The following is a 24973-nucleotide window of genomic DNA, read 5'->3' as shown; positions in this document are numbered from 1 at the left end:
ACAAGACACGGGAAACGTACATGACGGGTATTCTTGCGGGCCTCCGCATCGTCGAGGGCTCGGCTTTCATTGCCGCGCCCCTGGGCGGCATGACTCTCGCTCAGATGGGCGCCGACGTGATCCGCTTCGACGACGTCAAAGGCGGTCTCGACAACGATCGTTGGCCGATCACCGACGACGGGCGCTCCATCTATTGGGCGGGTCTCAACAAGGGCAAACGATCGATCGCGGTCGACCTGCGCAATCCCCGCGGCCGCGAATTGCTGACGGCACTGATCACCGCGCCGGGCGAGGGCGCGGGCATCTTCACGACCAACATGCCGGCGCGCGGCTGGCTCGCCTACGAGGAGCTGGCGAAGAAGCGCGCCGATCTGATCGCGCTCAACATCATCGGGGCGCGCGACGGCTCGGCGCACGTCGACTACACGGTGAACGCGATCACCGGCTTCCCGATGGTGACCGGCCCGGTCGATCATGAAGGACCGGTGAACGCGGTGTGCCCGCCCTGGGATCTCGCGGCCGCCTATGCGGGCGCCCTGTCGATCCTGGCGGCCGAGCGTCATCGCCGCATGACGGGCCGAGGCCAGAAGATCGTGCTGCCGCTGCAGGACGTGGCGCTCGCGACGACGTCGGCGCTGGGCTACATCGGCGAAGCGGTCGTGAACGATGTCGACCGTCCGCGCTACGGCAACGAGATCTTCGGCACCTTCGGACGCGACTTCCGCACGAAGGACGGCCGCTTCGTGATGATCTGCATCTTCTCGGACCGCCATGTCGATGCCTTGGCGGCGGCCGGCGGTTTCAGCGAGGCGTTCCGGAAGATCGAAGTCGAGACGGGCGTCGACCTGAAGAGCGATGCCGGGCGCTGGAATGCGCGCCGCCAACTCATCGCCGTGATCGAGCCGTGGGTCGCCGCGCACGATGCCGCCGAGGTCGCGGCCGCGCTCAAGAAGGCCGGTGCCCTCTGGGCGCCGTACCAGACCTTTCGCGAACTGGCGGCGGACAAGACCAACGTGGCCGAGAATCCGATGTTCACGCTGCTCGATCAGCCGGGCATCGGCCGCTATCCGGTGGCCGCCTCGCCGATGCAGTTCGGCGCGGTTCCGCGCCAGCCGCCGCAGCCGGCGCCGCTCCTCGGCCAGCATACGGACGAGATCCTTTCGGGTATTCTCGGCCTGCCCGGGCACGAGATCGCCCGGCTGCACGACGACAAGGTCATCGGTGGACCCAGATAGGATTCTCATAGCCGGTGGCGGCATCGGCGGACTGGCGGCGGCGCTGGCGCTTGCCCAGAAGGGCATTGCCTCGCAGGTCCTCGAGAAAGCCAGCCGCCTCGGCGAGATCGGCGCCGGTATCCAGCTCGGGCCCAACGCCTTCCACTGCTTCGATCATCTCGGCGTGGGAGAGGCCGCGCGTGGCATGGCCGTCTATATCGACCAGCTCCGGCTCATGGACGCGCTGGCTGACGGCGAGATCTGTCACATCGACCTCGGCGAGAAATTCCGCGCCCGCTTCGGCAATCCCTATGCCGTCGTCCATCGCGGCGACCTGCATGGCGTTCTGCTGAAGGGCTGCCAGGATCATCCGTTGATCGAGCTGCGCACCAGCGCCGAGGTCACGGGCTACGACCAGGACGGCGCGTCGGTCTCGGCCCGGCTGCGGAACGGCGAGACCGTGACGGGAAGCGCGCTGATCGGCGCCGACGGCCTGTGGTCGAACGTGCGCGCTCAGGTGACAGCCGACGGTCCGCCGCGCGTGTCGGGCCACACGACCTACCGGTCGGTCATCCCGACCGAACAGATGCCGGAAGAGCTTCGCTGGAACGCGGCGACACTCTGGGCCGGGCCGAAGTGCCACATCGTCCACTACCCTTTGTCGGGCTGGAAGGTGTTCAACCTCGTCGTGACCTACCACAACCACGCGCCAGAGCCGGTGGCCGGCAAGCCGGTCGACACGGAGGAGGTCCGGAAGGGCTTCACCCATGTCTGCGAACGGGCGCAGAACATCATCCGCCATGGCCAGAACTGGCACATGTGGGTTCTCTGTGACCGCGATCCGGTCGACCGGTGGGTCGACGGAAGGGTGGCGCTGCTGGGCGATGCTGCACACCCCATGCTGCAGTACATGTCACAGGGCGGATGCATGGCGATGGAAGATGCGGTTTGCCTGGCCGATTCGCTGTCCCGCAGCGATTCCGTCGAGGCGGGGCTGGTGAACTATCGCGACCGGCGGGTGCTGCGCACGGCGCGCACGCAGCTGATGTCCCGCGCCATGGGCGATCACGTCTATCATCCGGCCGGCCCGCACGCGGCGCTGCGCAACAGCATCATGGGCGCCCGGACCCAGGACCAGTGGCTCGATACACTGCAGTGGCTTTACGGCGGCAACGGGCTCGGCTAGGGCTTCTGCTGCGGTAAGGTGGTCAGCGGAGCTCCGGAAAATGCGCCACGTCTTCTTCGTCCTCGCCTTGCTGTGCACGGCGCTGAGCGCGGGCATCTTCTATTCCTTCTCGACCATCGTCATGCCCGGCCTCGATCAGGGTGGCGCGGCCTCGGCCGTGAATGCCATGCACGGCATCAACACCGTCGTGCGCAGCCCACTCTTCGCCATCGTCTTCTTCGGTGCCCTGGTGCTCCCGCTGCTGGCGGCACTCGGTTCCCGATCGGCCGGTCATCGCAGCGCGGCCCGGCTCGCGGGCCTGGCGGCGCTGATCTATGCCGCCGCCGTCATCGGGGTCACCCTGCAGGTCAACGTGCCCCTGAACGAGACGCTCGCCTCCTTCACCGTGGCCGGCACCGACGCCAATGCCGCGAACTGGAAGGAGTTCGCGGGACCGTGGGCGCTGTGGAACCACGTCCGCACCCTGGGAGCGATCCTGGCGCTGCTCTGCCTGCTCGCCGCCTGGGCGGTCGATCTCACTTCGGTCAACCGCCGCTCCTACGGGCTGCGCTGACCGCAACCCGTGCGGAGCGTCAGATGATGACGTCCTCGTGCATCGCGGCCATCAGGGCGGGGTTGTCGCGATAGTCGACATGCACGCCGACCAGTACGGGACCGTCCATCGCCATGGCCTTGCGCAGCGTCGGCTCGATCGCGTCGGCGTCCTTGATCATCAGGCCCTGGGCGCCCATCGACTCGGCGAATTTCACCAGGTCCACGGGACCGAAATGCACGCCTGAATCGCGACCGTAGGCGGCGACCTGCTGGATGCCGACCATGTTGTAGCTGCCGTCGATCCAGACGACGTGCACGAAGTTGCACTTGAGGCGGACCGCCGTCTCGAGCTCGACGGCGGAGAACAGGAAACCGCCGTCGCCGGAGATGGAGATCACCTTGCGGCCGGGCTCGGCCAAGCAGGCCGCGATGCCCCACGGCAGGGCGACGCCCAGAGTCTGCTGGCCGTTGCTGATCAGGATCTGCCGAGGCCGGTGGCTGATGAGATGCCGGGCCATCCAGATGTGGAACGAGCCCATGTCGGAGCAGAGCGTCACATCTTCGTCGATCAGCTTCTGCAGCTCGTGGACGAGGCGCAGCGGATGAACCGGCGTGCCGTTGCGCTTGGCCGCTTCGGCCGCGACCGTCGTGCGTTCGCGATGGATCTCGGCCAGCAGCGCCGACTGCGTGGGTCGTTCCCTGGGCTTCAGCAGCGCCGACAGGGCACGCAAGGTCGCGGCGCTGTCGCCCATCAGCTCAATGTCGGGCCGGTAGCACTGGTCGTAGTCGGCCGGGATGCAATCGATATGGACGAGCTTGCGCGTGCGTCCCGCATTCCAGAGCGCGGGGTCGTATTCCACCGGATCGAAGCCGATCGTGATCACGAGGTCGGCTTCGTCGAGCAGCCGGTCGGCCGGCTGATTGTGGAACAGCCCGACCCGGCCGCCGAAACAGTCCAGCCGGTCGCGCGGGACCACGCCCGCCGCCTGATAGGTGCCCGCGACGGCCAGTCGGGTCCGGGCGAGCAGGAACCGCACGGCCTCGGCGACCGCTCCCTGACTGGCGAGCATGCCCAGCAGGACGACCGGACGCTCTGCCGCGTCGATCAGGCGCGCGGCTTCGGCGATCGCTTCGGTGTCGGCCGCCCCCAGTCGCGGGACTCTCGCCGGCGCCAGCACCGGGCCGGGCGCGGGCGCCTTCATGACGTCCTTGGGCAGGCCGAGAAAGGCGGCACCCGGCCGGCCCGATTCGGCGGCGCGGAAAGCCGCGGCGGTCGCCTCGGAAATGGCCGAGGGCGAATCGATCTCGGCGGCGTACTTGGTGATGGGTCGCAGCAGCGCGACCGTGTCCATGCTCTGGTGCGCCTGTTTCAGACGGTCCGCGATCGGCACGGCGCCGCCCAGCGCCACCACGGGATCGCCCTCGGTGTTGGCGGTCGCGAGGCCGGTGGCGAGATTGGAGACGCCGGGGCCGGAGGTCACGAGCACGACTCCGGCCTTGCCGGTCAGGCGGCCGAGGCCGCCCGCGATGAAGGTCGCGTTCTGCTCATGGCGGCAGACGACCAGCTTGATCTTGGAATCGGCCAGCGCGTCGAAGACGGGATCGATCTTGGCGCCGGGAATGCCGAATATGTGCTCGACGCCCTGGGCTTCGAGGTTGCGCACCAGCAGGTGCGCGCCGTTCTTCGGGTCGCTGCTCATCGTGTCGCTCCGCTCTCGATTCCGGGCCGTGTCCGGGCGATCATGCCCGTCCGGGCATCTCTTGTCGCCCGCGACGGAAGGATGTCCCGATGCCGAGGCTCACGGTCGAAGTGTATCAATCGCTCATGGACGCGCTGGTGGCGCATTGCGAGAAGACCGGCGAGCCACTGCGCCATTTCGTGTCGAGGGCGCTATCCGACGCGCTGGGCCTGGACCACTCGACGCTCTTCCAGGTCTCGACCACGGGCGCGCTGGTGCAGGGCGTCTACAACGAGGCGGTCACGGTGGGAGGCCTCAGGACGCACGGCGACTTCGGGCTCGGCACGTTCGAGGGGCTCGACGGCGAGATGGTCGTACTCGATGGCAAGTTCTACCAGGCCCATGCCGACGGCAGCATCACTGCGCCCGCAGACGCGGCGCCGGTGCCCTTCGCGACCCTGACCAACTTCCAGCCCCAGCATCGCGGCACGATCGAGAACGTCACGTCCATGTCGTCGCTCACCGGCGAACTCGACAGACTGCGCCGGTCGAACAATCTCTTCTTCGCGGTGCGCGTCGACGGCCGGTTCGACGAGGTCTATTGGCGGGTCGCCTGCAAGGTCGAGGCGGGCGTTCATCTCGACAAGGCGACCGATGCCCAGGCCGAATTTCGGCAGAGCAACGTCAAGGGAACGATGGTCGGCTTCTGGTCGCCGGCCTATTCGCGCACCATTGCCGTGGCGGGCTGGCACCTGCATTTCCTGACAGAGGATCGCAAGGCGGGCGGGCATGTGCTGGGCTGCAAGGCGACCTCGCTCGACGTCCAGGTGCAGGACCTCGACGATCTACATCTGGCGATACCCGAGACGCGCGAATTCCTGCATGCCGACCTGACCCAGGACCCAGCCGCCGCGCTCGAGAAGGCCGAGATGGCCAAGGATCGATAGGCGGTCACACAGGACGGACGATTTCCGTCCCGTGTCCCGCCCTGCCGGTCCGGGGGCGGGGTCAATCCGCCGGCCCGGAAACGCCGGTCAGGTCTTGGGTGTCGGCGGGCTTGCCAGCATTTCGGCGCAGGCGCGGGCTACGTCGGAATCGGCATCCTTGGCGCCGGGCATCGTGGCGAAGCCGCTCTTCGCGACCACGTTGCCGCGGTCCCAGGTGCTGGCCTTGGTGAGTTCGGCGATCTTGCCCGCGGCGTCGTCCTGGCGGCTGAAGCGGTCGACACAGATCGGCGCCAAGGCAACGACCACGGCGTCTCGGACTGCGGACGCCGAGTCCTTCCGCGCCGTTCCCCCGGTGACCCAGCCACCCCAGGTGAAACCGATGACCATGCAGAGGACGGCGCCGCCGACGGCGCTCCAGATCAGGGTGCTGATGTTCTTTGGCATTGTCATGGGTTGTCCTTCCGGGGCCGTGCGGCCCCCGTCAGCTCGGCGCGCGCAGGATTGCGCAGCCGGCGATCGACAGAACGAGGAAGCTCGTGAACGAGACCGGCAACTCGGCCGGTCCAGATGCGGTCGCCTCGGTACGCGGGCGGGAGCACACACATCTCTCAGCCATCGCAGGCCAACCGTTTGGTGGGCGATGGTGTTGACTTCGTACAGGTTGCGCGTGCGAGTGTCCAACCGGGCGCTGGAGTGATCGATATGAATGCGATGAAGCAGGCACTCTTCCCGGCAATACTGGCCGCGGTGCTGCTCCTCGGTGCGACGCCGCTGCAGGCGCAGCCGGGAGGCGAGGCGGGACAGTTCATCGCTCAATGGAAGACGAGCAATGCGTTGTGCCGAAACGCCGCGACGCCGGCGCTCGAAGCGATCGCTTCCTGTGAGCAGCGCGATACCTATTCGAAGCTGCTGTCGGCCTCGCACTACTGCTACGGGCCGATCGACGGCGCGCCGGCCGGATGGACCCCGTGCGGCGGCGATCCGGCGATGGGCAAGCCCAGCGCCAAGGCGCTCGAGGACGCGGCGCTGGCACGCGCGACAGAACGGTTTCAGAGGATGGGCGGCGTCTTCGTGCTGCCGGCCACGATCAACGGAACGTCGACCGCCTATTTCATCGTCGATTCGGGGGCATCGAACGTCCAGATCCCGGAAGAGCTTGCCGAGGAGATGAAGCGCAACGGCACGCTCACGGAAGCCGATTCGCTCGGCCAGAGACGCTTCACCCTGGCCGACGGCAGCGGCCTTCAGCAGCGCATCGTGCGACTGCGCTCGATCAGGATCGGCGAGCGCACGATGGAGAACGTCATGGCGTCCGTCAGCCCGGCACGCAGCCGGGCCCTGCTGGGGCAGAGCTTCCTGCGCCGCCTCAGCTCCTGGAAGATCGACAACGTCAGGAACTCGATCGAGTTCGAGTTCACCGGCTCGTTCTAGAATTCTTTCTTCCCCCTTGCGGGTTCCCCAAAGGGGAAGTGCCCTCGTCTTACGAGGGCGATGGGGTCATGACCCCTCCGTCGCGCAAAACGCGACACCTCCCCATCTGAGTGGGGAGAAGAATCAGGTCGGAGCGGGAATCTTCGCGTCCTTGATCACCTTGCGCCAGCGCACGGTCTCGTCGGCGAGGCGCTTGGCGTAGGCTTCCGGCGTGCCGCCGGTCGGGATGAAGCCGAGCGACATCAGCCTCTCGCGCACCGCCTCGGCCTTCAGCGCGGCATTCACCGCGGCGTTGAGTTCCTGGATCGTCTCGCGCGGCGTGCCCGCCGTCGTCGCGACGCCGAAATAGACCGCGGCCTCGAGTTCCGGCGCGCCGAGTTCGCTGGCCACCGGCACGGTCGGGATGTTGGCGACGCGGCTCTTGGCGCCGCAGATCAGGCCGCGCATCGTGCCGGCGCGAATCTGCGCGTCGACAGGCGTGGTCACGTCGACGAAGGCCGGCACGTGCCCGGCAACCGCATCCCGCAGCGCCTCGGCGGCGGCCTTGTAGGGGATGTGCTGCAGCTTCCCGTTGGTGCGCGTGGCGATCACCTCGCCCCACAGATGCGGCAAGCCGCCCGAGCTGGAGGTCGAGTAGTGCACGGGGCCGGGCTGCGCCTTCACCCACTCGATGAATTCCGCGAAGGTCTTGGCCGGATTGTTGGCATTGACCGCGAGCACGCAGGGAATGTCGGCGAGCTGCGAGATCGGCGCGAGGTCCTTCTGCGGATCGATCGGCATCGGGATGTCGAACGCCGGCTGCAGGGCCGCCGTGGTCGTCAGCACCATCAGGCTGGTGCCGTCAGGCTTGCTCTTGGCCACGTTCACCATGCCGACCATCGTGCCGCCGCCCGGACGGTTCTCGACCACGATGTTCTTGCCGGTGTCGGCCGCCATGCGTTCCGCCAGCACGCGGCCGGCCGTGTCGGTCGAGCCGCCGGGGCCGTAGGGCACGACGAGGCGGATCTGCCCGCCCTGGCCGAAGGCGATCGAGGGCAGCGTGAGCGCGGCCGCGGTGCCCGCGACGAAAGTGCGACGCTGGATCATGTGAAGTCCTTCCCAAAATTCATTCGTTGTCGCCCGGAAACTAAGGCGGCGCCTCGCGCCCCGGCAAGGCGCGGAGAGGCTGTCACACCGCCAGCCGAACGGCAGATGGCGGTTTCAAGGCAGGGCTTTGCGCAATCTATCCGTGCGTGCGCGGTCGATGCTGCGTCCATCCGCTGCAATCGCGACGGCATAGTCGTTTTCGGCGCTCTCCGCGCTCACGATGCCGTCACGGACATCGCGCAGCACCCGCTCCGGGTCGCGCGTTTTCGGGTCGCCGTAGCCGCCGCCGCCGGGCGACAGCGCGCGGTACGTGCCGACGCCATGACGCTCCACGCCGTACTTCGGCGCCTGGATGCGCGTGCCGTCGGCAAGGGTCAGGATCACCTCGCCACCGGCGCCGGCCCGACCGCCTGCGACACCGAAGCTCGACGGGGCACCGGCGCCCTCGCCCCGGAAGGCATAGTCGGCGGGGGTGAACATCTCGACCTCGTAGTCGCATCCGGCGCCGCCGCGGAATCGGCCCGCGCCGGCCGTGTCGCGGCGCAGTTCCTGGCGGCGGAAGCGGGCCGGGTAGAGCTGCTCGTAGGTCTCGAGATTGGGGAGTGTGAGGCCGCCCAGGGTGATGAGGTGGCCGATCAGGTGGAAGCCGTCGCGGCCCTCGACTCCGCCGCCGGCTGGAGCACCGGCCCACTGGTACATGACGTAGCGCCCGCCGTCTTCGCGCAGCCCGGCGGTGACGGCATGCACCGCCTTCGACCAGCCGGCCGAGGCACGGTCGGGAAGGGCCTGTGCCAGCGCCTTCCACATCGCGTGGATGATCTCATGTGCCACGAACACCGTGTTCATGGTCATCGGCGCGGGCATGCGCGCATTCACCAGCGTGCCCTCGGGCAGGCGGATCTCGACGCTGCGGAAGGCGCCTTCGTTCTTCGGCAGGTCGGGCTCGAAGAACGAGGCCAGCGACATGAACACCGCCGAGGTCGAGTTGGCGATCGAGCTGTTCTTGAAGCCGCGCACCTGCGGCGAGGTGCCGGCGAAATCGACGACCAGCTTGCGGCCCTTCACCGTGATGGTGACGGCGATCCTTGCATCGATCGGCTCGAAGCAGTCGTTGTCGACCGGCTCCTCGCCCTTCCAGACGCCCTGCGCGAGGCGGTCGATGCAGGTCTGGAAGCGGCGGTCTGCGTGGTCGAGCACGCCCTCGAAGAACTCGTCGGCGCGATCGACGCCCAGCTCCTCGACCAGCAACGCCAGCCGCTCGGCGCCGATGCGGGTCGAGCCGATCATGGCGCGCAGGTCGCCGTCGAGCGCCTCCGGCAGGCGGGTGTTGAGCATCAGCAGGCGCCACAGGTCTTCGCGGACCTTTCCGCCCTTGGGCCCGCCTTCGATCAGCTTCAGCACCGGCAGGCGGATGCCTTCGTGGAAGATCTCGGTCGCTGCCGAATTATAGGTGCCGGCCGCGCCGCCGCCGATGTCGGCCTGGTGGGCGCGGTTGCAGGCGAAGGCCACGAGCTTGCCGCCCACGAACACCGGCCGCGTGATCACCCAATCGGGCAGGTGGTTGCCGCCCGCCGTGTAGGGATCGTTCAGCAGGAACACGTCCTCGGGCGCGATGTCGCCCTTGAAGTCGCGCAGGATGGCGCGCACCGCGAAGCCGCCGCCGCCGGTGTGGATCGGGATGCCGTCGGCCTGGCTGATCAGCGTGCCGCGCGCGTCGGCGATGAAGCAGGAGAAGTCGTGGCTCTGGCTGAAGATCGGCGACCGCGCAGTGCGCGTCATCACCCAGCCCATCTGGTGCGAGATGTGGTCGAGCCGGTTCTGCACCAGGGCAAGCGTGACGGGATCGAGGTTCATCGGCTGATCCTCCAATTCGCCTGACCCTGAGGAGGCCGCGCAGCGGCCGTCTCGAAGGGTCGGCACGAGCACGTTGCCTGTTGCCCATCCTTCGAGACGCGCGTCTGCGGCGCGCTCCTCAGGATGAGGTGGTGTGGGTGAGAGCTACGCGGCATTGGCGCCAACATGCACGAGGAAATCGTCACGCTCGTCGACTTCGAGCCGGTCGTTGGGGCCGACGAACGCGGTCGTCGTGCGCTCCTCGACCAGCAGCGGACCGTTGAGGCGGCAGCCGGGGCGCAGGTCGGCGCCTTCGTAGATCGGCACGTCGAGCCAGCCGGTCGCCGGGTCGATCCAGACCTTTCGCGTCTCGCGAGGTTTGGGCGTGTCGGTCTGTGGCGTGCGAGCCGCCGGCGGCGTCCAGTCGAGCCGGCCACGGCCCACGACGCGCAGCGCGGTGATGTCGATGCGGCCGCCCGGCTGGATATGGCCGAACAGGCGCTGATGCTCGACCTCGAAAGCCTTGCGCGCCGCGGCGGCATCGAAGCCCGATGCGGAAAGCGGCGCTCGCACCGGCCATTGCTGGCCGTCGTAGCGCAGGTCGAGCTGGCGCTCGATTGCGACCTCGTCGGCGTCGAACCCGTCGCGGGCCAGCGCCTCGCGGGCGCGGGCTTCGAGCTGGGCGAAGCCTGTTTCGAGCGTCGCAGTCTCGACCTTGTCGAGGTCGGCCAGGAAGACCTGCAGGTAGTCCTGCCGAACATCGGACTGCAGCATGCCCATGGCGCAGAAGGCACCGGCGGCGCGCGGCAACAGGGCGCGGCGGCTGCCCAGCGCGCGCGCGACCGCGGCGCCGTGCATCGGTCCGGCGCCACCTGCGGCGACGAGAGTGAAGGTCGCGGGATTGTGGCCGCGCTCGATGCTCAGCCGCTCGACGGCATGCAGAAGGTTCTGCTCCAGCAGGCGGATGACGCCGGCTGCGGCTTCCTCGACCGAGAGGCCGAGCGGTTTGGCGAGCTTGGTCTCGATGGCCTTGCGCGCCAGGTCCGCGTCGAGCGTGACGGCACCGCCGGCCAGCGGGCCGGGACGCAGGCGTCCCAGCACGAGTTGCGCGTCGGTGACGGTCGGATTCTCGCCGCCCAATCCATAGGCTGCGGGACCTGGGCGAGCGCCGGCGCCCTGCGGGCCGGCATGGAGGAGCCCTGCATCGTCGACCCAGGCGATCGTGCCGCCGCCCGCGCCGACGGTATGGATCTCCACCGACGGCGTCGTGAGGTGATAGCCGTCGATCGTGAGTTCGTCGGTGACCGGCACATCGCCCCGCGCCATCACCATCACGTCGCAGCTCGTGCCGCCGATCTCCATCGAGATCAGGTTGGCCTTCTCTCCCGGCGCGGCGCAGCCCTTGAGTGCGCCGACGCCGGCCGCCGGACCCGACAGGACCAGCATCACCGGTCGCGCCGCCACCTGATCGACCGATACCGCGCCGCCATTGCTCTGCAGCAGCAGCAGCGAGCGCGGCAGGCCGAACTGGCGAAGCTGCTCGTCGAGCGCGCGCAGGTAGCTCGTCACCTTGGGCGCGACATAGGCGTTCACGACGGCGGTCGAGCCACGCTCGTATTCGCCCATGGTCGGCATGACCTCGCTCGACAGCGAGACCCATTTGCCGTTCCAGCTCTTGGCGAGTTGGCCGCCCACCGCGCGTTCGTGCGCGCCGTCGAGGAACGAATTGAACAGGCAGACCGCGACCGATTCGACGCCTTCCTCGGCGAAGACCTTCGCAGCGGCGTCGACGTCCTCAGGCTTCAGCGGCGCAAGCTCAGTGCCGTCGGCGGCGATGCGGCCGCGCACCGGCAGGCGCAGGTAGCGTGGCACCAGGACCTGCGGGAACGGCGAGCGATGGTCCCACTGGTTCTCGCGAATGCCGCGGCGGATCTCGAGCGAATCCCGGAAGCCCTCGGTCGTCAGCATCCCGACCCTGGCGCCCTTCTTCTCGAGGATCGTGTTGGTCGCTACGGTCGAGCCATGCACGAACAGCGCGCAGTCACGCAGCAGCGCCGTCAGCGTGATGTCGAGCTGCTGCGCCGCCAGCCGTAAAACGCCCAGCACGCCTTCGCTGGGATCGGCCGGAACCGACGGAGACTTGAAGATGCGCACGGCGCCGGCGGCGTCGCGCAGCACCATGTCGGTGAAGGTGCCGCCCACATCGACGCCGATGCGCCAGGGGGCGACGAGGGCGGGAGTGGGGGCCGTCACTTCGGCAAGCTTCCCAGCACTTCGTCCGTATGCTCGCCCAGGGTTGGCGCGGAGCGCGGCGAATGCGGCCGCACATGGTCGAACGCGATCGGCAGGCCGACGACTTTCGGTCCTCCCGGCAGCTGCTGGATGAGCTGCGAGGCCTCCATCTGCTCGGTGCGCGCCAGTTCGCCGATGTCGTTCACCGCAGCGCAGGGCACGCCGGCTTTCTCCATCGCTTCCAGCCATTCGGCGCGCGGCCTGGCCTTTAGAGCCTCGGCGATCATCGGCAGCAGCTCGGCCTTGTTGGCCACGCGCTGGGCGCTCTTGGCGAATTCCGGATCGGTGGCCCATTCCTCGCGGCCCAGCACCTTGGCGCAGCGCGCCCACAGCCGGTCGTTGCCGGGCGCAAGGCAGATCGGATGGTCGGCCGTGTCGAAGGTCTGATAGGGCACGATCACCGGGCTGCCGGTGCCGTGGCGCTGGGAGACCGTGCCGTTGGCGAGGTAGCCATTCACCTGGCCCTCGACCCAGTGGACGGCCGAGTCGAACAGCGACGTGTCGACCAGACAGCCCTTGCCTGTCTTGTCTCGCAGCCGCAGCGCCGCCAGGGCGCCGATGGTGCAGAACATGCCGGTGGCCTTGTCGTTGATCGAAGCACCGCAGAAGGTCGGCGGATCCTCCGGCCGGCCGGTCACGCTCATCATGCCGCCATAGGCCTGCAGCAGCGGATCGAAGGCGGGCTTCATGCGCAGCGGCCCCTGGTAACCGAAGGCCCAGATCGAGCAGTAGATGAGGCGCGGATGGCGCGCGAGCATCGTCTCGGGACCGATGCCGACCTCGTCGACTACGCCCGGCCGCAGGTTCTGGATCAGGATGTCGGCGGTCTCGCAAAGCCTGTGGAGCTTGTCGATGTCTTCCGCGAGTTTCAGGTCGAGCACGACCGAGCGCTTGTTGCGGTTCTGCGAGTAGAAGTAGAGCGAGGTCTTGCCGTCGGGACCGAACGGAGGGCCCCAGATGCGCGCATCGTCGCCGCCGTCGGGCTTCTCGATCTTGATGACGTCGGCGCCCATGTCGGCCAGCAGCACGCCGGCCAGCGGACCGGCCAGCGCCTGGCCCACTTCGATGACGCGAACTCCTTCGAGCGGTAGTGTCACTTTACGTCCTCTTCCCGAGCCTGGCGGCGTGCGTTTCCGATCGCCGGCATCCTAGCTGCCGGCGACCGTCACACGCTACTTGCAGATGGCTCGCGAAGCGGAACCGCTTACTCGACGAAGGCCTTTTCGACGACGAACTCGCCCGGTGTCGTGGTGCTGCCCTCGGTGAGACCCATACCTTCGAGCAGGGCGCGCGTGTCGGCCAGCATCTGGACCGAGCCGCAGAGCATGAACCGATCGGCCTCGCGCGCCATCGGCGGCAGGCCGACGTCGTTCGCGAGGGTGCCGTTCTCGATCAAGTGCGAGATGCGGCCGCGATACTTGAACGGCTCGCGGGTCACGGTCGGGTAGTAGACGAGCCTGTCGCGCACCAGATCACCCAGGATCTCGTCGGCCGGCAGTTCGTCGGCCAGCGCCGAGCGGTAGGCGAGGTCGCGGACATGGCGGCAGCCATGGACCAGGATCACCTTCTCGTAGCGTTCGTAGACTTCCGGATCGCGCACGATCGACAGGAACGGGGCGAGGCCGGTGCCGGTGCCGAGCAGGTAGAGGTTGCGGCCGGGGGTGAGGCTGTCGAGCAGCAGCGTGCCGGTGGCCTTGCCGCCGACCAGCACCGGATCGCCCGGCGCCAGATCCTTGAGGCGCGAGGTGAGTTTGCCGTCGGGCACCTTGATGGAGAAGAACTCCAGCTCGTCGACGTAATGGGCGCTGGCGATGGAGTAGGCGCGCAGCAGCGGCTTTCCCTCGACCTTGAGGCCGATCATGGTGAACTGGCCGCTGGCGAAGCGGAAACCCTTGTCGCGGGTCGTCCGGAAGCTGAACAGCTCGTCGGTCCAGTGGTGCACCGACAGGACGGTCTCGTTCCTCAACGCGCTCACGCGGATACTCCTACGCAACGGCCGGCCCGACGCCGGGACGAGTGGATATAGTGCAGTGCAGCATGAGAACCACATATGCAACTAATTCGCAATAACAAGATTGTCGCGTATTGCCCCCTCTCGGCAGCAGTATTTGCTGCAGCAGGAGAATGAACCGGCAGTTTGTGGTCCGGCTCCTGCAAGACGATCGCCGACGCAGTCCGGCGGCCTATAGTGGGAAGCGCCCAACGCCGCTTTCGACCAACAGAGACCGGGGGCCCGTGCGATGAAGATGATGGTAGCGCTGCTCGGCCTGATTCTGATGTCCGTCTCGCCGTCGGCGCGCGCCGCCGAGCCCGTCGACATGCTGCTGGTGATGGCGGCCGACGTCTCGCGCAGCGTCACCCAATCGAAGTTCAAGCTCCAGCGCGAAGGCGCAGCGGCCGCTATCACCCATCCTGACGTGGTGCGGGCCATCACCTCGGGCCCGCATCGCCGCATCGCGATCTGCTTCGTCGAATGGGCGTCGGCCAACATGCAGAACGTCGTCGTCGACTGGGTGGTGATCGGCGACGGCGCGTCGGCGCGCCTCTTCGGCGACAAGCTGATCGAGACGCCCCGCTCGTTTGCCGGCAGTACCTCGATCAGCGCCGCGATCGACTTCGCCGTGGGCCTGTTCGAGCGCGCGCCGTTCGCGGCGGACCGCAAGGTCATCGACGTGTCCGGCGATGGCAACAACATCGGTGGGCGCCTGATCACCGACGCCCGCGACGATGCCGTCGCGCGCAACATCACGATCAACGCGCTGGTGATCCTGACCCCGCTCGAGGAGTCGTTCCGCCCCGAGCACACCAATCCGCCCGGCGGCCTCGAGAAATACTTTCAGGAAAACGTCATCGGCGGCCAGGGCGCCTTCACCATCGTCGCCGAAAACCACGGCGCCTTCGGCCGGGCCATGACCAAGAAGCTGATCCAGGAGATCGCCGGTTTGCCGGGCCCCCAGCTCGCGGCTGGAGATTGAGGCCGATCCGGCTGAGGGAATTAAGAAGAATCCGTCATCTCGACCGGAGCACCAAAGGTGCGGAGTGGAGAGACCTTAGCTCGACGAAAAGCCGAAAAATGGTGGAGAGAAGATCTCTCCACTCCGCGTGGAGTTTACCCCGAGGAACTCGAGGGGCGCTCCGGTCGAGATGACGGGGTGTGGGACTATTTCTACTCCGCCGTCGCGCCAGACGCTTTGATGATGGGAAGCCACAGCGCCTGATCGTCGGCGATCAGCTTGCGGGCGGCGGCCGGCGTGTCCGGCGGCAGCACCTCGAAGCCCTGGACGAGGAGCTTCTCCTTCACCTGCGGCATCTGCGCGATGCGGCCGATCTCGGCGTTGAGGCGCGCCACGATCGGCGCGGGGGTGCCGGTCGGCACCGCGAAGCCCAGCCACGTCGCGACCACGAAGTCGGGCACGCCCGCCTCCATCATGGTCGGCACGCCGGGCATGATGACCGAACGGTCCTTGGTGGTGACGGCAAGCGCCTTCAGCTTGCCGGCCTTGATCTGGCCGACCACGGTCGGGGCGTTGAAGAAGCCCATGGTCACCTCGCCATTGATCACCGCGAGCACGGCGGCCGGCGCGCCGCGATAGGGCACGTGCTGGAGCTTCACGCCGGTACGCTGCTCCGTGATGACGCCCGACATATGGAGGCTGCTGCCGACGCCGCTCGACCCGTATGTGAGCTCGCCCGGCTTGGCGCGCGCCTGCGCGATGACGTCTGCGACGGTGTTGGCCGGGTTGGCCGTCGACACGACCATGACGTTGGTCAGGATGCCGGTCGTGGCGATCGGAATGAGATCCTTCAGCGGATCGTAGCCCGGTGATTTGTAGAGGCCCATGTTGAACACGGTGGCGCCCTGCGAGGTGAGGAGCAGCGTGTAGCCGTCGGCCGGCGCCCGTGCGCCTTCGGCCGTGCCCAGCAGGCCGCCGGCGCCACCCTTGTTGTCGATCACGACCGGCTGGCCCAGCGCCTTGGCCAGCTCCTCGCCGAAGGTGCGCCCGACGATATCGGCGCCTGCTCCCGCGGCGAACGGGATGATCATGCGGATCGGGCGCTCGGGCCAATCGGCGGCCATCGCCGGGGCTGCCGTAAGCAGCAGCGCGCCCGTCAGGGCATGTCGGCGCGTCAGAGCGATGCGTGGCAATCTCATCTCAGATCCCTCCCTGAAGTGTCGTGCCTGGCGCCTTTGCGCTCTTGGGCCGGGCCGCTCGCAGCGGCCCGGCCGTTCTGCCATCGACTTACTTGTCGAGCCAGACGTCCTCGAAGCGCGAGCCGTTGTAGAGGCTGTTCACCATCGGGCGGAAACCCTTCACGTGGGGGTGCCAGCAGCTGCCCGAGGCGTTCCACATGATGATCGGACGGAAGCCCTCCTCGAGGATCTGCTTGTCGATCTCCCAGACGAGCTTCTTGCGCTTCTCGATATCGCGCTCGGCCGACTGGATCGGGAAGAGCTTCTCGATCTCGGGATTGCAGTAGCCGACATAGTTGCGCTCCGACTTGCAAGCATAGTGCTCGAAGTAGGTCTGGTCGGGATCGTCGACACCGTTGCCGGTGGTATTGAGGCCGATGGAGTAATCCTTGCGCGCGACCTTGTTGAACCACAAGGCGGTGTCGACCAGATCGAGTTCGCCGTCGATGTAGATCTCCTTGAGCTGGTCGATCAGGATGACGGCCGGATCGCGATAGAGCAGGTGATTGCGGGTTGAAACCTTGAGCTTCAGCCTGTTGTCCGGCCCGTAGCCCGCCTTCTTCATGATCGCCTGCGCCTCGGCGCGGTTCTTGGCGACGTCTGGCCCGTAACCCTGGACCTTGTCGAACATCTCCTTTGGCATACCCCAGACGCCGCCGGGCGCCGGCTCCATGACGCCGCCGGCCTCGCCGGCCCCCTGGGCCAGGATGTCGATGAACGACTTGCGGTCGATGGTGAGCAGCATCGCGCGGCGGATGTCGGCATTGTCGAACGGCGGCGCTGCGCTGTTCACGATCAGGTTGGTGTTGTTGTTCATCGGCGCGACCTCGCAGATGGCACTGGAAGCCTGCGCCTTGATGTCCTTGAGCAGCGGGATGGTGACGGCGTAGGGCGCCGTCATGTCGTAGCGGCCCGACACGAAGCCCAGCATGGCGGTGCCGCGGGCCGGCACGATCGGCATCTCGATGGCGTCGAGGTAGGGCTTGCCCTTCTTGAAGTAGTCGGGATTGCGGACGAGCTTGACGATCTCCTTCTGCTTGAATTCACCGAGCTTGAACGGACCGGTGCCGATCGGCTTGGTGCGCATCTGCGCCGTCGGCACGTGGCAGGAATAGACGGGGCTGTAGCCCGAGGCGAGCAGGATCAGCAGCGACGGTTGCGGCTGGCCGAGATGGAAGGTCACCTCGCGGTCGCCGTTGGTCGTGACGTCCTGCAGGTTCCAGTACCACGAGGTACGCGGGTTCTTGCGCAGCTTCTGGGTCTCGCTCTTGCCGGCGAGCATGTCCCACGTGCACTTCACGTCGGCCGAGGTGAAGGGCTTGCCGTCATGCCACTTCGCATTGCCGACCAGCTTGAAGGTCAGCTTCTTGCCGTCGCCGCTCCACGACCAGCTTTCGGCGAGATCCGGGCGGATCGTCTCGAGGCTGTTCTGCGGAATCTGCTGATCGAACATGACGAGGTTGTTGTAGAGCCCCATGAAGGGCACGACCGTGGAGGTCGTCGCTTCCTCGTGAATCGACGTGCTGGGCGGATTGTCCGCGATGTACATCTTGAGGGTGCCGCCGCTCTTCTGAGCGAGTGCGGGCGTCGCTGACAGGCCAAAGGCCGCAACGACGCCAAGAATCCTGATCGGTAAACGCATCAATTTATCCTCCCATGCCCCGTTGCAGAGAGGATGACGTGAAGCCGGCCCTCCGTCGAGAGGGCCGGTCCGGCTAGCGGTTCGGGCTGGAGAATCCTTGCCTAGCGGATCATGGCCCGAAGTTTCGACGACATCAGATCGGCGGCAAGTACGAGGATCAGGATCACGATCACGCAGGCCGCCGTATCCTCGTAGGCGAAGAGCTTCATCGAGCTGATGAGTTCGAAGCCGATGCCGCCTGCGCCGACCATGCCCAGCACGGTCGAAACGCGGATGTTGGTCTCGAAGCGATAGAGCACGACACCGATCCAGGCGGGCAACACCTGCGGCAACACGCCGAACACGATTCGCTGCAAGGTGCCTGCACCGGCGGCGCGCAGCGCATCGAGCGGACCCTCGTCGATCTCCTCGATCGCTTCGGCGAAGAACTTGCCCAGCATGCCGGCGCCGTGCAGCGCGATGGCGAGCACGCCCGCGAAAGGGCCGAGGCCGACCGCGGCGACGAAGATCAGCGCCAGGATGATCTCGTTGATGCCCCGCATCACGTTAAGCACCTGACGCAGCCCGTGGAACACCCAGGCGTAGGGCGAGAGATTTCGCGCCGCGAAGAAACAGACCGGCAGGGCCAGCACGATGCCGAGCAACGTGCCCCACAATGCGATCTGCACCGTCTCGATCGCGGGCTGCACCAGCTTCTGCATGAAGGCGAAGTTCGGTGGCAGCATGCGGCCGACAAAGTCGCCGATCCAGGGCAGGCCGTCGATGAAGCCGGTGATGCTGAGGCGAGTGCCGAGGGCCGACCACCAGAGGATCGCGACCGTGGCGCCCAGGATCGGGAGCATGATCCACCAGCCGAGCGGACCGCGCGGCTTGTTGACGACGAATTGCAGGGACATTCCTAGGCCCTCCCTTCGACAGAGGCGGTGGTTGCCGCCAGCGCGATCTCGGCTTCCGCCGCGGCGCGGCGGCGCTCGGTGAGGCGCTGGGCCGCGTCGAGCACGTTGGGATCGTCGAGGCCGGGATAGATGCTGCGGATCACGTCGCCGCTGACGCCCGCCGGGGCGCCGTCATAGACGACGCGGCCGGCCGACAGGCCCACGACCCTCTCGGCGAACTCCAGCGCATAGTCGATCTGGTGGAGATTGCAGAGAACCGCGATGTTCGATTCCTTGCAGCTCTTCTTCAGGTAGTTGAGAACGGTGCGCGAGGTCTTGGGATCGAGGCTCGCCACCGGCTCGTCGGCCAGCATGAACTTGGGCTGCTGGGCCAGCGCCCGGGCGATGCCGACCCTCTGCTGCTCGCCGCCGGACAAGGCGTCGGCACGGCTGCGGGCCTTGTGGGACATCGCGACCTGCTCGAGGCAGTGAAGCGCGATCTTGACGTCGGCTTCGGGAAAGAGCTGCAGGCTGCTCAGGACCGGTGAGAGATCGGCCATGCGGCCGACCAGCACGTTCTTCAGCACGCTGAGGCGCTTCACCAGATTGTGCTGCTGGAAGATCATCGCGACGTTGCGCCGGAGCAGGCGCAGGTCACGGCGGTTCGAGGAGAGCGACGTGCCGTCGACCACGATGTCGCCGGCGGTCGGCTCGATCAGCCGGTTGATGCAACGCAGGAGCGTCGATTTGCCGGCGCCCGACGGTCCCAGCACGACGACGAATTCGCCGGGCCGGATCGAAAGGTTGACGTCGCAAAGCGCCTGGAGGTCGCCATAGGATTTGGCGAGGCCGCGGATTTCGATCATCGGTCGATCTCCCTGGAGCGGTGCGGGCGACTACTTCTGCTTCTTCAGGTCGATGTTCGCGAGCTTCGCGGTCTCGCGCACGACGTCGTAGGCCTGGTCGTTGGTTTCCTTGAAGCCGTTCAGCTTGCCCTGGTCGGACCAGTTGAGGTCCTTGATCGACAGGAAGGCGGCCTTCACCTTGGCCTTCGTTTCAGGCGAAAGATCCTTGCGCCAGACCATCGGCGATTCGGGGATCGGTGCCGATTCCCACACGACCTGGATCTGGTCGGCCTTGATGTGGCCTTTGGCGATGGCGGCATCGAGGATGCGGTCCGCGATGGTCGCGGCATCGACCTTGCCGTTGGCGACGGCCAGCGCGTTGGCGTCGTGCGCGCCGGTGAACAGCACGGTCTTGAAGTCGCGCTTGGGCTCGATGCCGGCCTTGAGCAACCCGGCGAGCGGGAAGGCGTAGCCCGAGGTCGAGGCGGGATCGACGAAGGCGAAGTTCTTGCCCTTGAGGTCGGCGAGCGTTTTGATGCCGCTCGACTTCAGCGCGATGATCTTGGAGTGATAGTAGGTGCGGCCGGCCTTGGCGGTCTCGGCGATGGCGAAGGCCTCGACCGGCGTCACGGTGGTAGCCAGCACGTAGGAGAACGGCCCGAGATAGGCGATGTCGAGATGCTTGGCGCGCAGCGCCTCGATCACGCCGTTATAGTCGGTGGCGACGAAGCCCTGGACCTTCATGCCGGAATTCTTCTCGACCGCGTCGAGGATGTCCTTGCTCTGGGCCAGCATCGCCCGCGAATCCTCGGAAGGGATCAGGCCGACCTTCAGCACCTGCTGCGCTTGTGCCGGTCCGCCGAGCAGGAGGGAACCTGCGGTGAGAAGCCCGAAATCGCGACGCGTCATCCTGGTCATTGTTGCTTCCTCCTTGTTTTGCTTTTCTTCGACTAAGCGGCCATTTCGGCCAACAGCGCCTCCCGGCGTCCGATGAAGTTGCGGCCGCGGTCGCCGGCCAGCGCGTCGTCGACCAGGCGCGCCCAGTCGCGGGCGGCGATGCCGTGCGCGGTGGCGTCCGGCGAGATGCCGAGTTTTTTCAGGAAAGCTTCCAGGCGCGCCGCGCCCGCCACCAGGTCTGTGCCGAAGATGCGCCGCAGAGAGGCGTCGCAGGCGGCGTCGCATCCGGCCACGGCGCGCATCACCATCGGCAGGCTGAACGAGCAGGCGATGCCGTGCGGCACGCCGTGATGCAGGGTCAGGTGATAGGACAGCGAATGGGCCAGCGCCGTGCGGGTGTTGGAAAAAGCGAGGCCCGCGAACAGGCTGGCGCGCGCCAGCCGCGTGCGCAGCGCCTCGTTCCTGAGGTCGTCGGCCAGCATGGGCAGCGCCTCGATCACCTCGCGCGCCGCGACCTCGGCCAGCGAGCTCGACACCGGGTTGGCATTGACGTTCCAGATGCTTTCCAGCGCGTGGCTGAGCGCATCGAGGCCGGTGCTGATCGTGATCGCGCGCGGAAGGCCGAGCGTCAGGAGGGGATCGACGAGGGCCGCCTCGGGATAGAGCGTCTCGCGGGCCAGCGAGTACTTCTTCATGGCGACGGTGTCCCACACCGTGGCCCACGAGGTGACTTCGCTGCCGGTGCCGGCCGTGGTCGGAATGGCGATGATCGGCGTACGACCGAGCGCGTCGCCGTCCTTGCCGGTCTCGAGATGGCGCCGCACCGTGTCGAAGTTGCCCTTCGCGGCGGCCAGCACCTTGGCCGCATCCATCACCGAACCGCCACCCAGCGCGACGATCGCCTCGACCGGTTGCGTCGCGGCGGCATAGGTGCGGCAGGAGTCCGCGAGGCCGATGAAATCCGGGTTGGGGCCGATGTTGCTCACCGTGACGGCCGGGGCACCGGCCTGGGCCACGACGCGCCGGGTCAGCTCGGCGAAGATGCCGCCGCCATTGGCGTCGTCATAGGTCACGAGGCAGTAGGGGCGGCCGGCCAAGGCCTTGCCCAGCGTCTCGAAGACGCCCGTGCCGAACTTCACGTCGACCGGATTCCGATAGCGCCACATCCGCGCTTCACTCCCTTGGCTTTACGGCTTTGGCCTTGTCGGCCTTTTGACAATCCTCCGGCCGCCTCTCACATTTATCCAATTCAAACATTCTCGAACTGGCATTGAGAAAATCAATATGAGGCACACGCAGCTCCGGTCCTTCCATGCCGTGGCGCAGCGGCTGAGCTTCACCGCCGCCGCGCGCGAGCTGGGCGTCAGCCAGCCGACCATCACCACGCAGGTGAAATCGCTGGAGCAGGAATTCGGCGTCGAGTTGTTCGTGCGCCGTGGCCGACGCATCGAACTCACCGAGACCGGTGGCGGCCTTCTGGACATCACGCGCCGGCTCTTCGCCGACGAGAAGGAAGCGGCCGACTATCTCAACGAGACGCGCGGCCTCAAGACCGGCCATCTGCGTGTCGGTGCAGTCGGTCCCTATCACGTCACCGACATGCTGGCGGCCTTCAATGCACGCCATCCTGGCCTCTATGTCTCGGTGACCGTGGGCAATTCGCGCGACACGCTGCGCGACCTGCTGGACTACCGGACCGACGTGGCGGTGCTCGCCCATGTCGATCCCGATCCGCGGCTGGTCGCCATTCCCTATCGCCGCCACCGCGTGGTCGCCTTCTGCCATATCGACCATCCGTTCGCGCAGCGTCGCGGCATTCGCGTGCGCGACATGGAAGGCCAGCGCCTGATCCTGCGCGAGGCGGGCTCGACGACCCGTCGCGCCTTCGATCAGGCGATGCGCGAGGCCCATGTCCGGCCCCAGGTCGTGATGGAGATCGGCAGTCGCGAATCGATCCGCGAGGCGGTCGCCAAGGGGATCGGCATGGGCGTCGTGTCGGAGGCGGAATTCATCCCCGATCCGCGCATCCGGCCGCTGCCGATCACGGATGCCGAGGTCTACACCTACGCCCACGTCGTTCACCTGAAGGAGCGGCAGAACGCACGTCTCGTGCGCGCCTTCCTTCAGGTTCTTGCGGGCTTGCTGCCGGTCAGTTCGCCATCCAGCCGCCGTCGACCATCAGATTCTCGCCGGTGATGAATGTCGCCTCGTCGGAGGCGAGGAAGAGAGCGGCATTGGCGACGTCCTCGGAACGGCCGAGGCGCGGTAGCGGCGTGCGGGCGTGGCTGTAGTCGATCCAGCGCGGCTCGACGGCGCGGCCGGTCTTGCCCGTGAGGATCTTCCCCGGCGCGACGGCGTTGCAGATGATGCTGTCTCTTCCGTAGTCGGACGCGATCTGCCGCGTGATGTAAACCACCGCCGACTTCGAGACGCCGTAGGAGAAATCCTCGGGCGAGGAGATCATGCCGTGCTGCGAGGAGATGTTGACGATGCGCCCGCGCGCCTCGTTGCGGATCTCCTGGGTCAGCATTCGGCGCACGGCGGTGCGGCACATCAGGAAGACGCCGGTGACGTTCACCTCCATCACCCGGTTCCATTCCTCGAGGCTGGTGTCGGTGAGTTTCTTCGCCGAGCGGATGGCGGCGTCGTTGACCACGATGTCTAGCCGGCCGGTCGGCAGGGCCGCCTGCCGCACCGCTTCCTCTACATCCTTCTCGCTCGACACATCACCCTGGAAGAACGGCACGTTCAGGATCTTGTGCGTCGGCTCGCCGCCCTCGACCACGGCCTCGGTGATGTCCATCAGCAGAAGGGTTGCCCCTTCCGCCTGGAACTTCCGGGCGATGGCACGGCCGATGCCCGAGGAGGCACCGGTGATGAGGGCGGTCTTGCCCGCAAGGCGGCCCATGTCCGGCGTCAGCCTCGACGCACGCTCGCCCCGCCGTCGACCGGCAGGGTGACGCCGGTGATGAAGCTCGCCTCGTCGGACGCCAGGAAGAGCGCGGCGTTGGCGACGTCCCAGCCGGTGCCCATTTTCTTGCGCAGCGGCACCTTGGAATCGCGCTCGGCCTCGACCTCGGCGCGGCTCTTCTTGAAGGTGCGGGCGCGTGTGTCGACGGCCATCGGCGTGTTCATCAGGCCGGGCAGGATCACGTTCGCGCGGATGCCGTATTGCGCGTTCTGGTAGGCGAGCTGTTCGGTGAAGGACACCATCGCCGACTTGGTCGCCTTGTAGGCCACATAGGGATAGGTGGTGATGACCGCCATCGAGGAGATGTTGATGATCACGCCGCTCTGTTGGGCGCGCATGATCGGCAGCACGTGCTTGGCGGCGAAAATGCAGCTCTTGAGGTTGATCGCCACGCAGCGGTCGAAGGCCTCGCTGGTGATGTCGAGCAGCTCCGCGTCGCCGCCCGACAACGAGACGCCGACATTGTTGTGCAGGATGTCGATGCGGCCCCAGCGGGCATGCGCGTCGTCGACCATGGCCTTGAGGTCGGCGTTGCTGGTCACGTCGGCCTTGAAGGCCATCGCCGTTCCCTGGTTGGCGCCGATCATCTCGACGGTTTCCTTCGCCGATTCGAGATTGTGGTCGACGCAGAGGACCTTGGCGCCTTCCCGCGCAAAAGTGAGCGCGGTGGCGCGGCCGTTGCCCATGCCCTCGCCGGGGCTCTGGCCGGCGCCGACGACGATGGCGACTCGATCTTTCAGGCGCATCACTTCACTCCCGGAATGGGGTACTGCTTCAGCACTTCCTTGTATTGCGGCTCGTTGTCGATCTGCATGGTGGCGAGCACGCGGACGACGGCGCAGTAGAAGGCGATGGTGAGCACCAGGTCGGTCATGTGCTCGTTGGACAGGTCCTTCTTGATCTCCGCGAAGGTGGCGTCGGACATTGCGAGGTCCTTCACCATCTCGCGCGCGCCCCTGAGGACGGCCTTGGTCAGCGGCTCGAGATGGGAGGGCTTGCCCTCGGTCTCGGCCATCAGGCCCTTGATGTCCTCGTCGGTGACGCCGAATTCCTTGCCGATCTTCACATGGTGGGTGAATTCATACTCGGATTTCTCCATCCAGCCGACCTGCAGGATGGCCAGCTCGCGCAGGCGCGTGTCGAGCTTGCTCTTGAAGCGGATGTAGCCGCCCAGCCCGCTGAAGGCCCGCGCCATGTCGGGCGAGTTGACCAGCAGCTTGTGCAGGTTGGTGTTGCGCTTGAGCATGTCGCGATACTCAGGCGCGACCTGGTCGGGCTCGAGATAGGGCAGGCGGGCCATCTTTTGCTTTCCTCCTCATTGTCATCCCGAGCCGAAGGCGAGGGATCCT

At 66.9% G+C, this 24973-nt stretch carries 23 protein-coding genes; 7 read left to right on the top strand and 16 right to left on the bottom strand.

What is annotated here, in order from left to right:
- Window positions 1–20 precede the first annotated feature (20 nt).
- Genes KQ910_RS00645 through KQ910_RS00635 form a run of 3 tightly spaced genes read left to right on the top strand, consistent with a single transcriptional unit; the run spans window position 21 to window position 2953 of the window.
- On the top strand, window positions 21–1235 hold the full coding sequence (locus KQ910_RS00645) for a CoA transferase (protein WP_216955968.1): 1215 nt from the start codon (window positions 21–23) through the stop codon (window positions 1233–1235).
- Window positions 1222–2400 carry a 3-hydroxybenzoate 6-monooxygenase gene (locus KQ910_RS00640; RefSeq protein ID WP_216955965.1) on the top strand — a complete coding sequence of 393 codons (1179 nt, stop codon included), beginning with the start codon at window positions 1222–1224 and terminating at the stop codon, window positions 2398–2400. Before KQ910_RS00645 ends, KQ910_RS00640 begins: the two co-directional genes overlap by 14 nt.
- Before the next feature lie 40 nt (window positions 2401–2440).
- Entirely contained in the window at window positions 2441–2953 is a 513-nt protein-coding gene (locus KQ910_RS00635) for an anthrone oxygenase family protein (protein WP_216955962.1), read from the top strand.
- 19 nt (window positions 2954–2972) lie between these two features.
- Here KQ910_RS00635 and alsS read toward each other — a convergent pair whose 3' ends face one another.
- Window positions 2973–4634: an acetolactate synthase AlsS gene (gene alsS / locus KQ910_RS00630; RefSeq protein WP_216955959.1), complete on the bottom strand. Its 1662-nt coding sequence runs from the start codon at window positions 4632–4634 to the stop codon at window positions 2973–2975.
- An 89-nt stretch (window positions 4635–4723) separates the two neighbouring features.
- Here alsS and budA point away from each other — a divergent pair, with 89 nt between their 5' ends.
- Window positions 4724–5560 carry an acetolactate decarboxylase gene (gene budA, locus KQ910_RS00625; protein ID WP_216955956.1) on the top strand — a complete coding sequence of 279 codons (837 nt, stop codon included), beginning with the start codon at window positions 4724–4726 and terminating at the stop codon, window positions 5558–5560.
- A gap of 87 nt (window positions 5561–5647) precedes the next feature.
- Here the strand turns inward: budA and KQ910_RS00620 are convergent, their stop codons facing one another.
- Entirely contained in the window at window positions 5648–6010 is a 363-nt protein-coding gene (locus tag KQ910_RS00620) for a hypothetical protein (RefSeq protein WP_216955953.1), read from the bottom strand.
- Window positions 6011–6262: 252 nt separating this feature from the next.
- Here KQ910_RS00620 and KQ910_RS00615 point away from each other — a divergent pair, with 252 nt between their 5' ends.
- Window positions 6263–6991, top strand: coding sequence for a retropepsin-like aspartic protease family protein (locus KQ910_RS00615; RefSeq protein ID WP_216955950.1), 729 nt, complete (start codon window positions 6263–6265; stop codon window positions 6989–6991).
- A 123-nt stretch (window positions 6992–7114) separates the two neighbouring features.
- Here the strand turns inward: KQ910_RS00615 and KQ910_RS00610 are convergent, their stop codons facing one another.
- The 5 genes from KQ910_RS00610 to KQ910_RS00590 form a co-directional block, all read right to left on the bottom strand.
- Window positions 7115–8077, bottom strand: a complete 963-nt coding sequence (locus tag KQ910_RS00610) for a Bug family tripartite tricarboxylate transporter substrate binding protein (protein ID WP_216955947.1) — start codon at window positions 8075–8077, stop codon at window positions 7115–7117.
- A gap of 114 nt (window positions 8078–8191) precedes the next feature.
- Window positions 8192–9931 (bottom strand): hydantoinase B/oxoprolinase family protein, encoded by a 1740-nt coding sequence (locus KQ910_RS00605; protein WP_216955944.1) that lies wholly within the window; start codon window positions 9929–9931, stop codon window positions 8192–8194.
- A gap of 144 nt (window positions 9932–10075) precedes the next feature.
- Window positions 10076–12163, bottom strand: coding sequence for a hydantoinase/oxoprolinase family protein (locus KQ910_RS00600; protein ID WP_369408263.1), 2088 nt, complete (start codon window positions 12161–12163; stop codon window positions 10076–10078).
- On the bottom strand, window positions 12160–13299 hold the full coding sequence (locus KQ910_RS00595; RefSeq protein WP_216955942.1) for a CaiB/BaiF CoA transferase family protein: 1140 nt from the start codon (window positions 13297–13299) through the stop codon (window positions 12160–12162). Before KQ910_RS00595 ends, KQ910_RS00600 begins: the two co-directional genes overlap by 4 nt.
- Before the next feature lie 107 nt (window positions 13300–13406).
- Window positions 13407–14177: a ferredoxin--NADP reductase gene (locus KQ910_RS00590; protein ID WP_216955939.1), complete on the bottom strand. Its 771-nt coding sequence runs from the start codon at window positions 14175–14177 to the stop codon at window positions 13407–13409.
- A 265-nt stretch (window positions 14178–14442) separates the two neighbouring features.
- Between KQ910_RS00590 and KQ910_RS00585 the strand changes: the two genes are divergently transcribed.
- A complete protein-coding gene (locus KQ910_RS00585) occupies window positions 14443–15177 on the top strand; it encodes a DUF1194 domain-containing protein (protein ID WP_216955936.1) in 735 nt (244 codons plus the stop codon).
- 191 nt (window positions 15178–15368) lie between these two features.
- On the opposite strand, the gene KQ910_RS00580 is transcribed toward KQ910_RS00585, so the two are convergent.
- The 6 genes from KQ910_RS00580 to psrA all read right to left on the bottom strand — a co-directional run bounded on the left by KQ910_RS00580 (window position 15369) and on the right by psrA (window position 21819).
- A complete protein-coding gene (locus KQ910_RS00580) occupies window positions 15369–16355 on the bottom strand; it encodes a Bug family tripartite tricarboxylate transporter substrate binding protein (RefSeq protein WP_216955933.1) in 987 nt (328 codons plus the stop codon).
- Window positions 16356–16443: 88 nt separating this feature from the next.
- On the bottom strand, window positions 16444–18036 hold the full coding sequence (locus tag KQ910_RS00575) for an ABC transporter substrate-binding protein (protein ID WP_216955931.1): 1593 nt from the start codon (window positions 18034–18036) through the stop codon (window positions 16444–16446).
- Between the two features lie 101 nt (window positions 18037–18137).
- A complete protein-coding gene (gene phnE, locus KQ910_RS00570; protein ID WP_216955928.1) occupies window positions 18138–18932 on the bottom strand; it encodes a phosphonate ABC transporter, permease protein PhnE in 795 nt (264 codons plus the stop codon).
- Between the two features lie 2 nt (window positions 18933–18934).
- The gene (gene phnC / locus KQ910_RS00565) at window positions 18935–19777 is read right to left on the bottom strand and encodes a phosphonate ABC transporter ATP-binding protein (protein ID WP_216955925.1); all 843 of its coding nucleotides are present in this window, start codon (window positions 19775–19777) and stop codon (window positions 18935–18937) included.
- Between the two features lie 30 nt (window positions 19778–19807).
- A complete protein-coding gene (gene phnD / locus KQ910_RS00560) occupies window positions 19808–20674 on the bottom strand; it encodes a phosphonate ABC transporter substrate-binding protein (protein ID WP_216955922.1) in 867 nt (288 codons plus the stop codon).
- Window positions 20675–20706: 32 nt separating this feature from the next.
- The gene (psrA, locus tag KQ910_RS00555; protein WP_216955920.1) at window positions 20707–21819 is read right to left on the bottom strand and encodes an iron-containing alcohol dehydrogenase PsrA; all 1113 of its coding nucleotides are present in this window, start codon (window positions 21817–21819) and stop codon (window positions 20707–20709) included.
- Window positions 21820–21937: 118 nt separating this feature from the next.
- On the opposite strand from psrA, the gene KQ910_RS00550 reads away from it, so the two are divergent.
- Complete coding sequence (locus KQ910_RS00550; protein ID WP_216955918.1) at window positions 21938–22849, top strand: LysR substrate-binding domain-containing protein; 912 nt, start codon at window positions 21938–21940, stop codon at window positions 22847–22849.
- On the opposite strand, the gene KQ910_RS00545 is transcribed toward KQ910_RS00550, so the two are convergent.
- Genes KQ910_RS00545 through KQ910_RS00535 form a run of 3 tightly spaced genes read right to left on the bottom strand, consistent with a single transcriptional unit; the run spans window position 22803 to window position 24924 of the window.
- Window positions 22803–23561, bottom strand: coding sequence for an SDR family NAD(P)-dependent oxidoreductase (locus KQ910_RS00545; protein WP_216955916.1), 759 nt, complete (start codon window positions 23559–23561; stop codon window positions 22803–22805). The two genes, KQ910_RS00550 and KQ910_RS00545, sit on opposite strands and share 47 nt — an antisense overlap.
- A gap of 8 nt (window positions 23562–23569) precedes the next feature.
- On the bottom strand, window positions 23570–24370 hold the full coding sequence (locus KQ910_RS00540) for an SDR family NAD(P)-dependent oxidoreductase (RefSeq protein WP_216955914.1): 801 nt from the start codon (window positions 24368–24370) through the stop codon (window positions 23570–23572).
- A complete protein-coding gene (locus KQ910_RS00535; RefSeq protein ID WP_216955912.1) occupies window positions 24370–24924 on the bottom strand; it encodes a carboxymuconolactone decarboxylase family protein in 555 nt (184 codons plus the stop codon). Before KQ910_RS00535 ends, KQ910_RS00540 begins: the two co-directional genes overlap by 1 nt.
- Window positions 24925–24973 lie beyond the last annotated feature (49 nt).

Source organism: Reyranella humidisoli (assembly GCF_019039055.1).
Classification (GTDB): Bacteria; Pseudomonadota; Alphaproteobacteria; order Reyranellales; family Reyranellaceae; genus Reyranella; species Reyranella humidisoli.
This window is presented reverse-complemented; position numbering and strand designations above follow the sequence as displayed.

What these genes read in the sequence shown, in the direction of transcription:
- alsS (WP_216955959.1), bottom strand. Translation starts at nt 4,634, where the DNA reads ATGAGCAGCGACCCGAAGAACGGCGCGCACCTGCTGGTGCGCAACCTC.
- phnD (WP_216955922.1), bottom strand. Translation starts at nt 20,674, where the DNA reads ATGACCAGGATGACGCGTCGCGATTTCGGGCTTCTCACCGCAGGTTCC.
- KQ910_RS00585 (WP_216955936.1), top strand. Translation starts at nt 14,443, where the DNA reads ATGAAGATGATGGTAGCGCTGCTCGGCCTGATTCTGATGTCCGTCTCG.
- KQ910_RS00550 (WP_216955918.1), top strand. Translation starts at nt 21,938, where the DNA reads ATGAGGCACACGCAGCTCCGGTCCTTCCATGCCGTGGCGCAGCGGCTG.
- KQ910_RS00605 (WP_216955944.1), bottom strand. Translation starts at nt 9,931, where the DNA reads ATGAACCTCGATCCCGTCACGCTTGCCCTGGTGCAGAACCGGCTCGAC.
- KQ910_RS00540 (WP_216955914.1), bottom strand. Translation starts at nt 24,370, where the DNA reads ATGCGCCTGAAAGATCGAGTCGCCATCGTCGTCGGCGCCGGCCAGAGC.
- KQ910_RS00645 (WP_216955968.1), top strand. Translation starts at nt 21, where the DNA reads ATGACGGGTATTCTTGCGGGCCTCCGCATCGTCGAGGGCTCGGCTTTC.
- phnE (WP_216955928.1), bottom strand. Translation starts at nt 18,932, where the DNA reads ATGTCCCTGCAATTCGTCGTCAACAAGCCGCGCGGTCCGCTCGGCTGG.
- KQ910_RS00575 (WP_216955931.1), bottom strand. Translation starts at nt 18,036, where the DNA reads ATGCGTTTACCGATCAGGATTCTTGGCGTCGTTGCGGCCTTTGGCCTG.
- KQ910_RS00620 (WP_216955953.1), bottom strand. Translation starts at nt 6,010, where the DNA reads ATGACAATGCCAAAGAACATCAGCACCCTGATCTGGAGCGCCGTCGGC.
- KQ910_RS00535 (WP_216955912.1), bottom strand. Translation starts at nt 24,924, where the DNA reads ATGGCCCGCCTGCCCTATCTCGAGCCCGACCAGGTCGCGCCTGAGTAT.
- KQ910_RS00635 (WP_216955962.1), top strand. Translation starts at nt 2,441, where the DNA reads ATGCGCCACGTCTTCTTCGTCCTCGCCTTGCTGTGCACGGCGCTGAGC.
- KQ910_RS00610 (WP_216955947.1), bottom strand. Translation starts at nt 8,077, where the DNA reads ATGATCCAGCGTCGCACTTTCGTCGCGGGCACCGCGGCCGCGCTCACG.
- KQ910_RS00545 (WP_216955916.1), bottom strand. Translation starts at nt 23,561, where the DNA reads ATGGGCCGCCTTGCGGGCAAGACCGCCCTCATCACCGGTGCCTCCTCG.
- budA (WP_216955956.1), top strand. Translation starts at nt 4,724, where the DNA reads ATGCCGAGGCTCACGGTCGAAGTGTATCAATCGCTCATGGACGCGCTG.
- KQ910_RS00615 (WP_216955950.1), top strand. Translation starts at nt 6,263, where the DNA reads ATGAATGCGATGAAGCAGGCACTCTTCCCGGCAATACTGGCCGCGGTG.
- psrA (WP_216955920.1), bottom strand. Translation starts at nt 21,819, where the DNA reads ATGTGGCGCTATCGGAATCCGGTCGACGTGAAGTTCGGCACGGGCGTC.
- phnC (WP_216955925.1), bottom strand. Translation starts at nt 19,777, where the DNA reads ATGATCGAAATCCGCGGCCTCGCCAAATCCTATGGCGACCTCCAGGCG.
- KQ910_RS00580 (WP_216955933.1), bottom strand. Translation starts at nt 16,355, where the DNA reads ATGAGATTGCCACGCATCGCTCTGACGCGCCGACATGCCCTGACGGGC.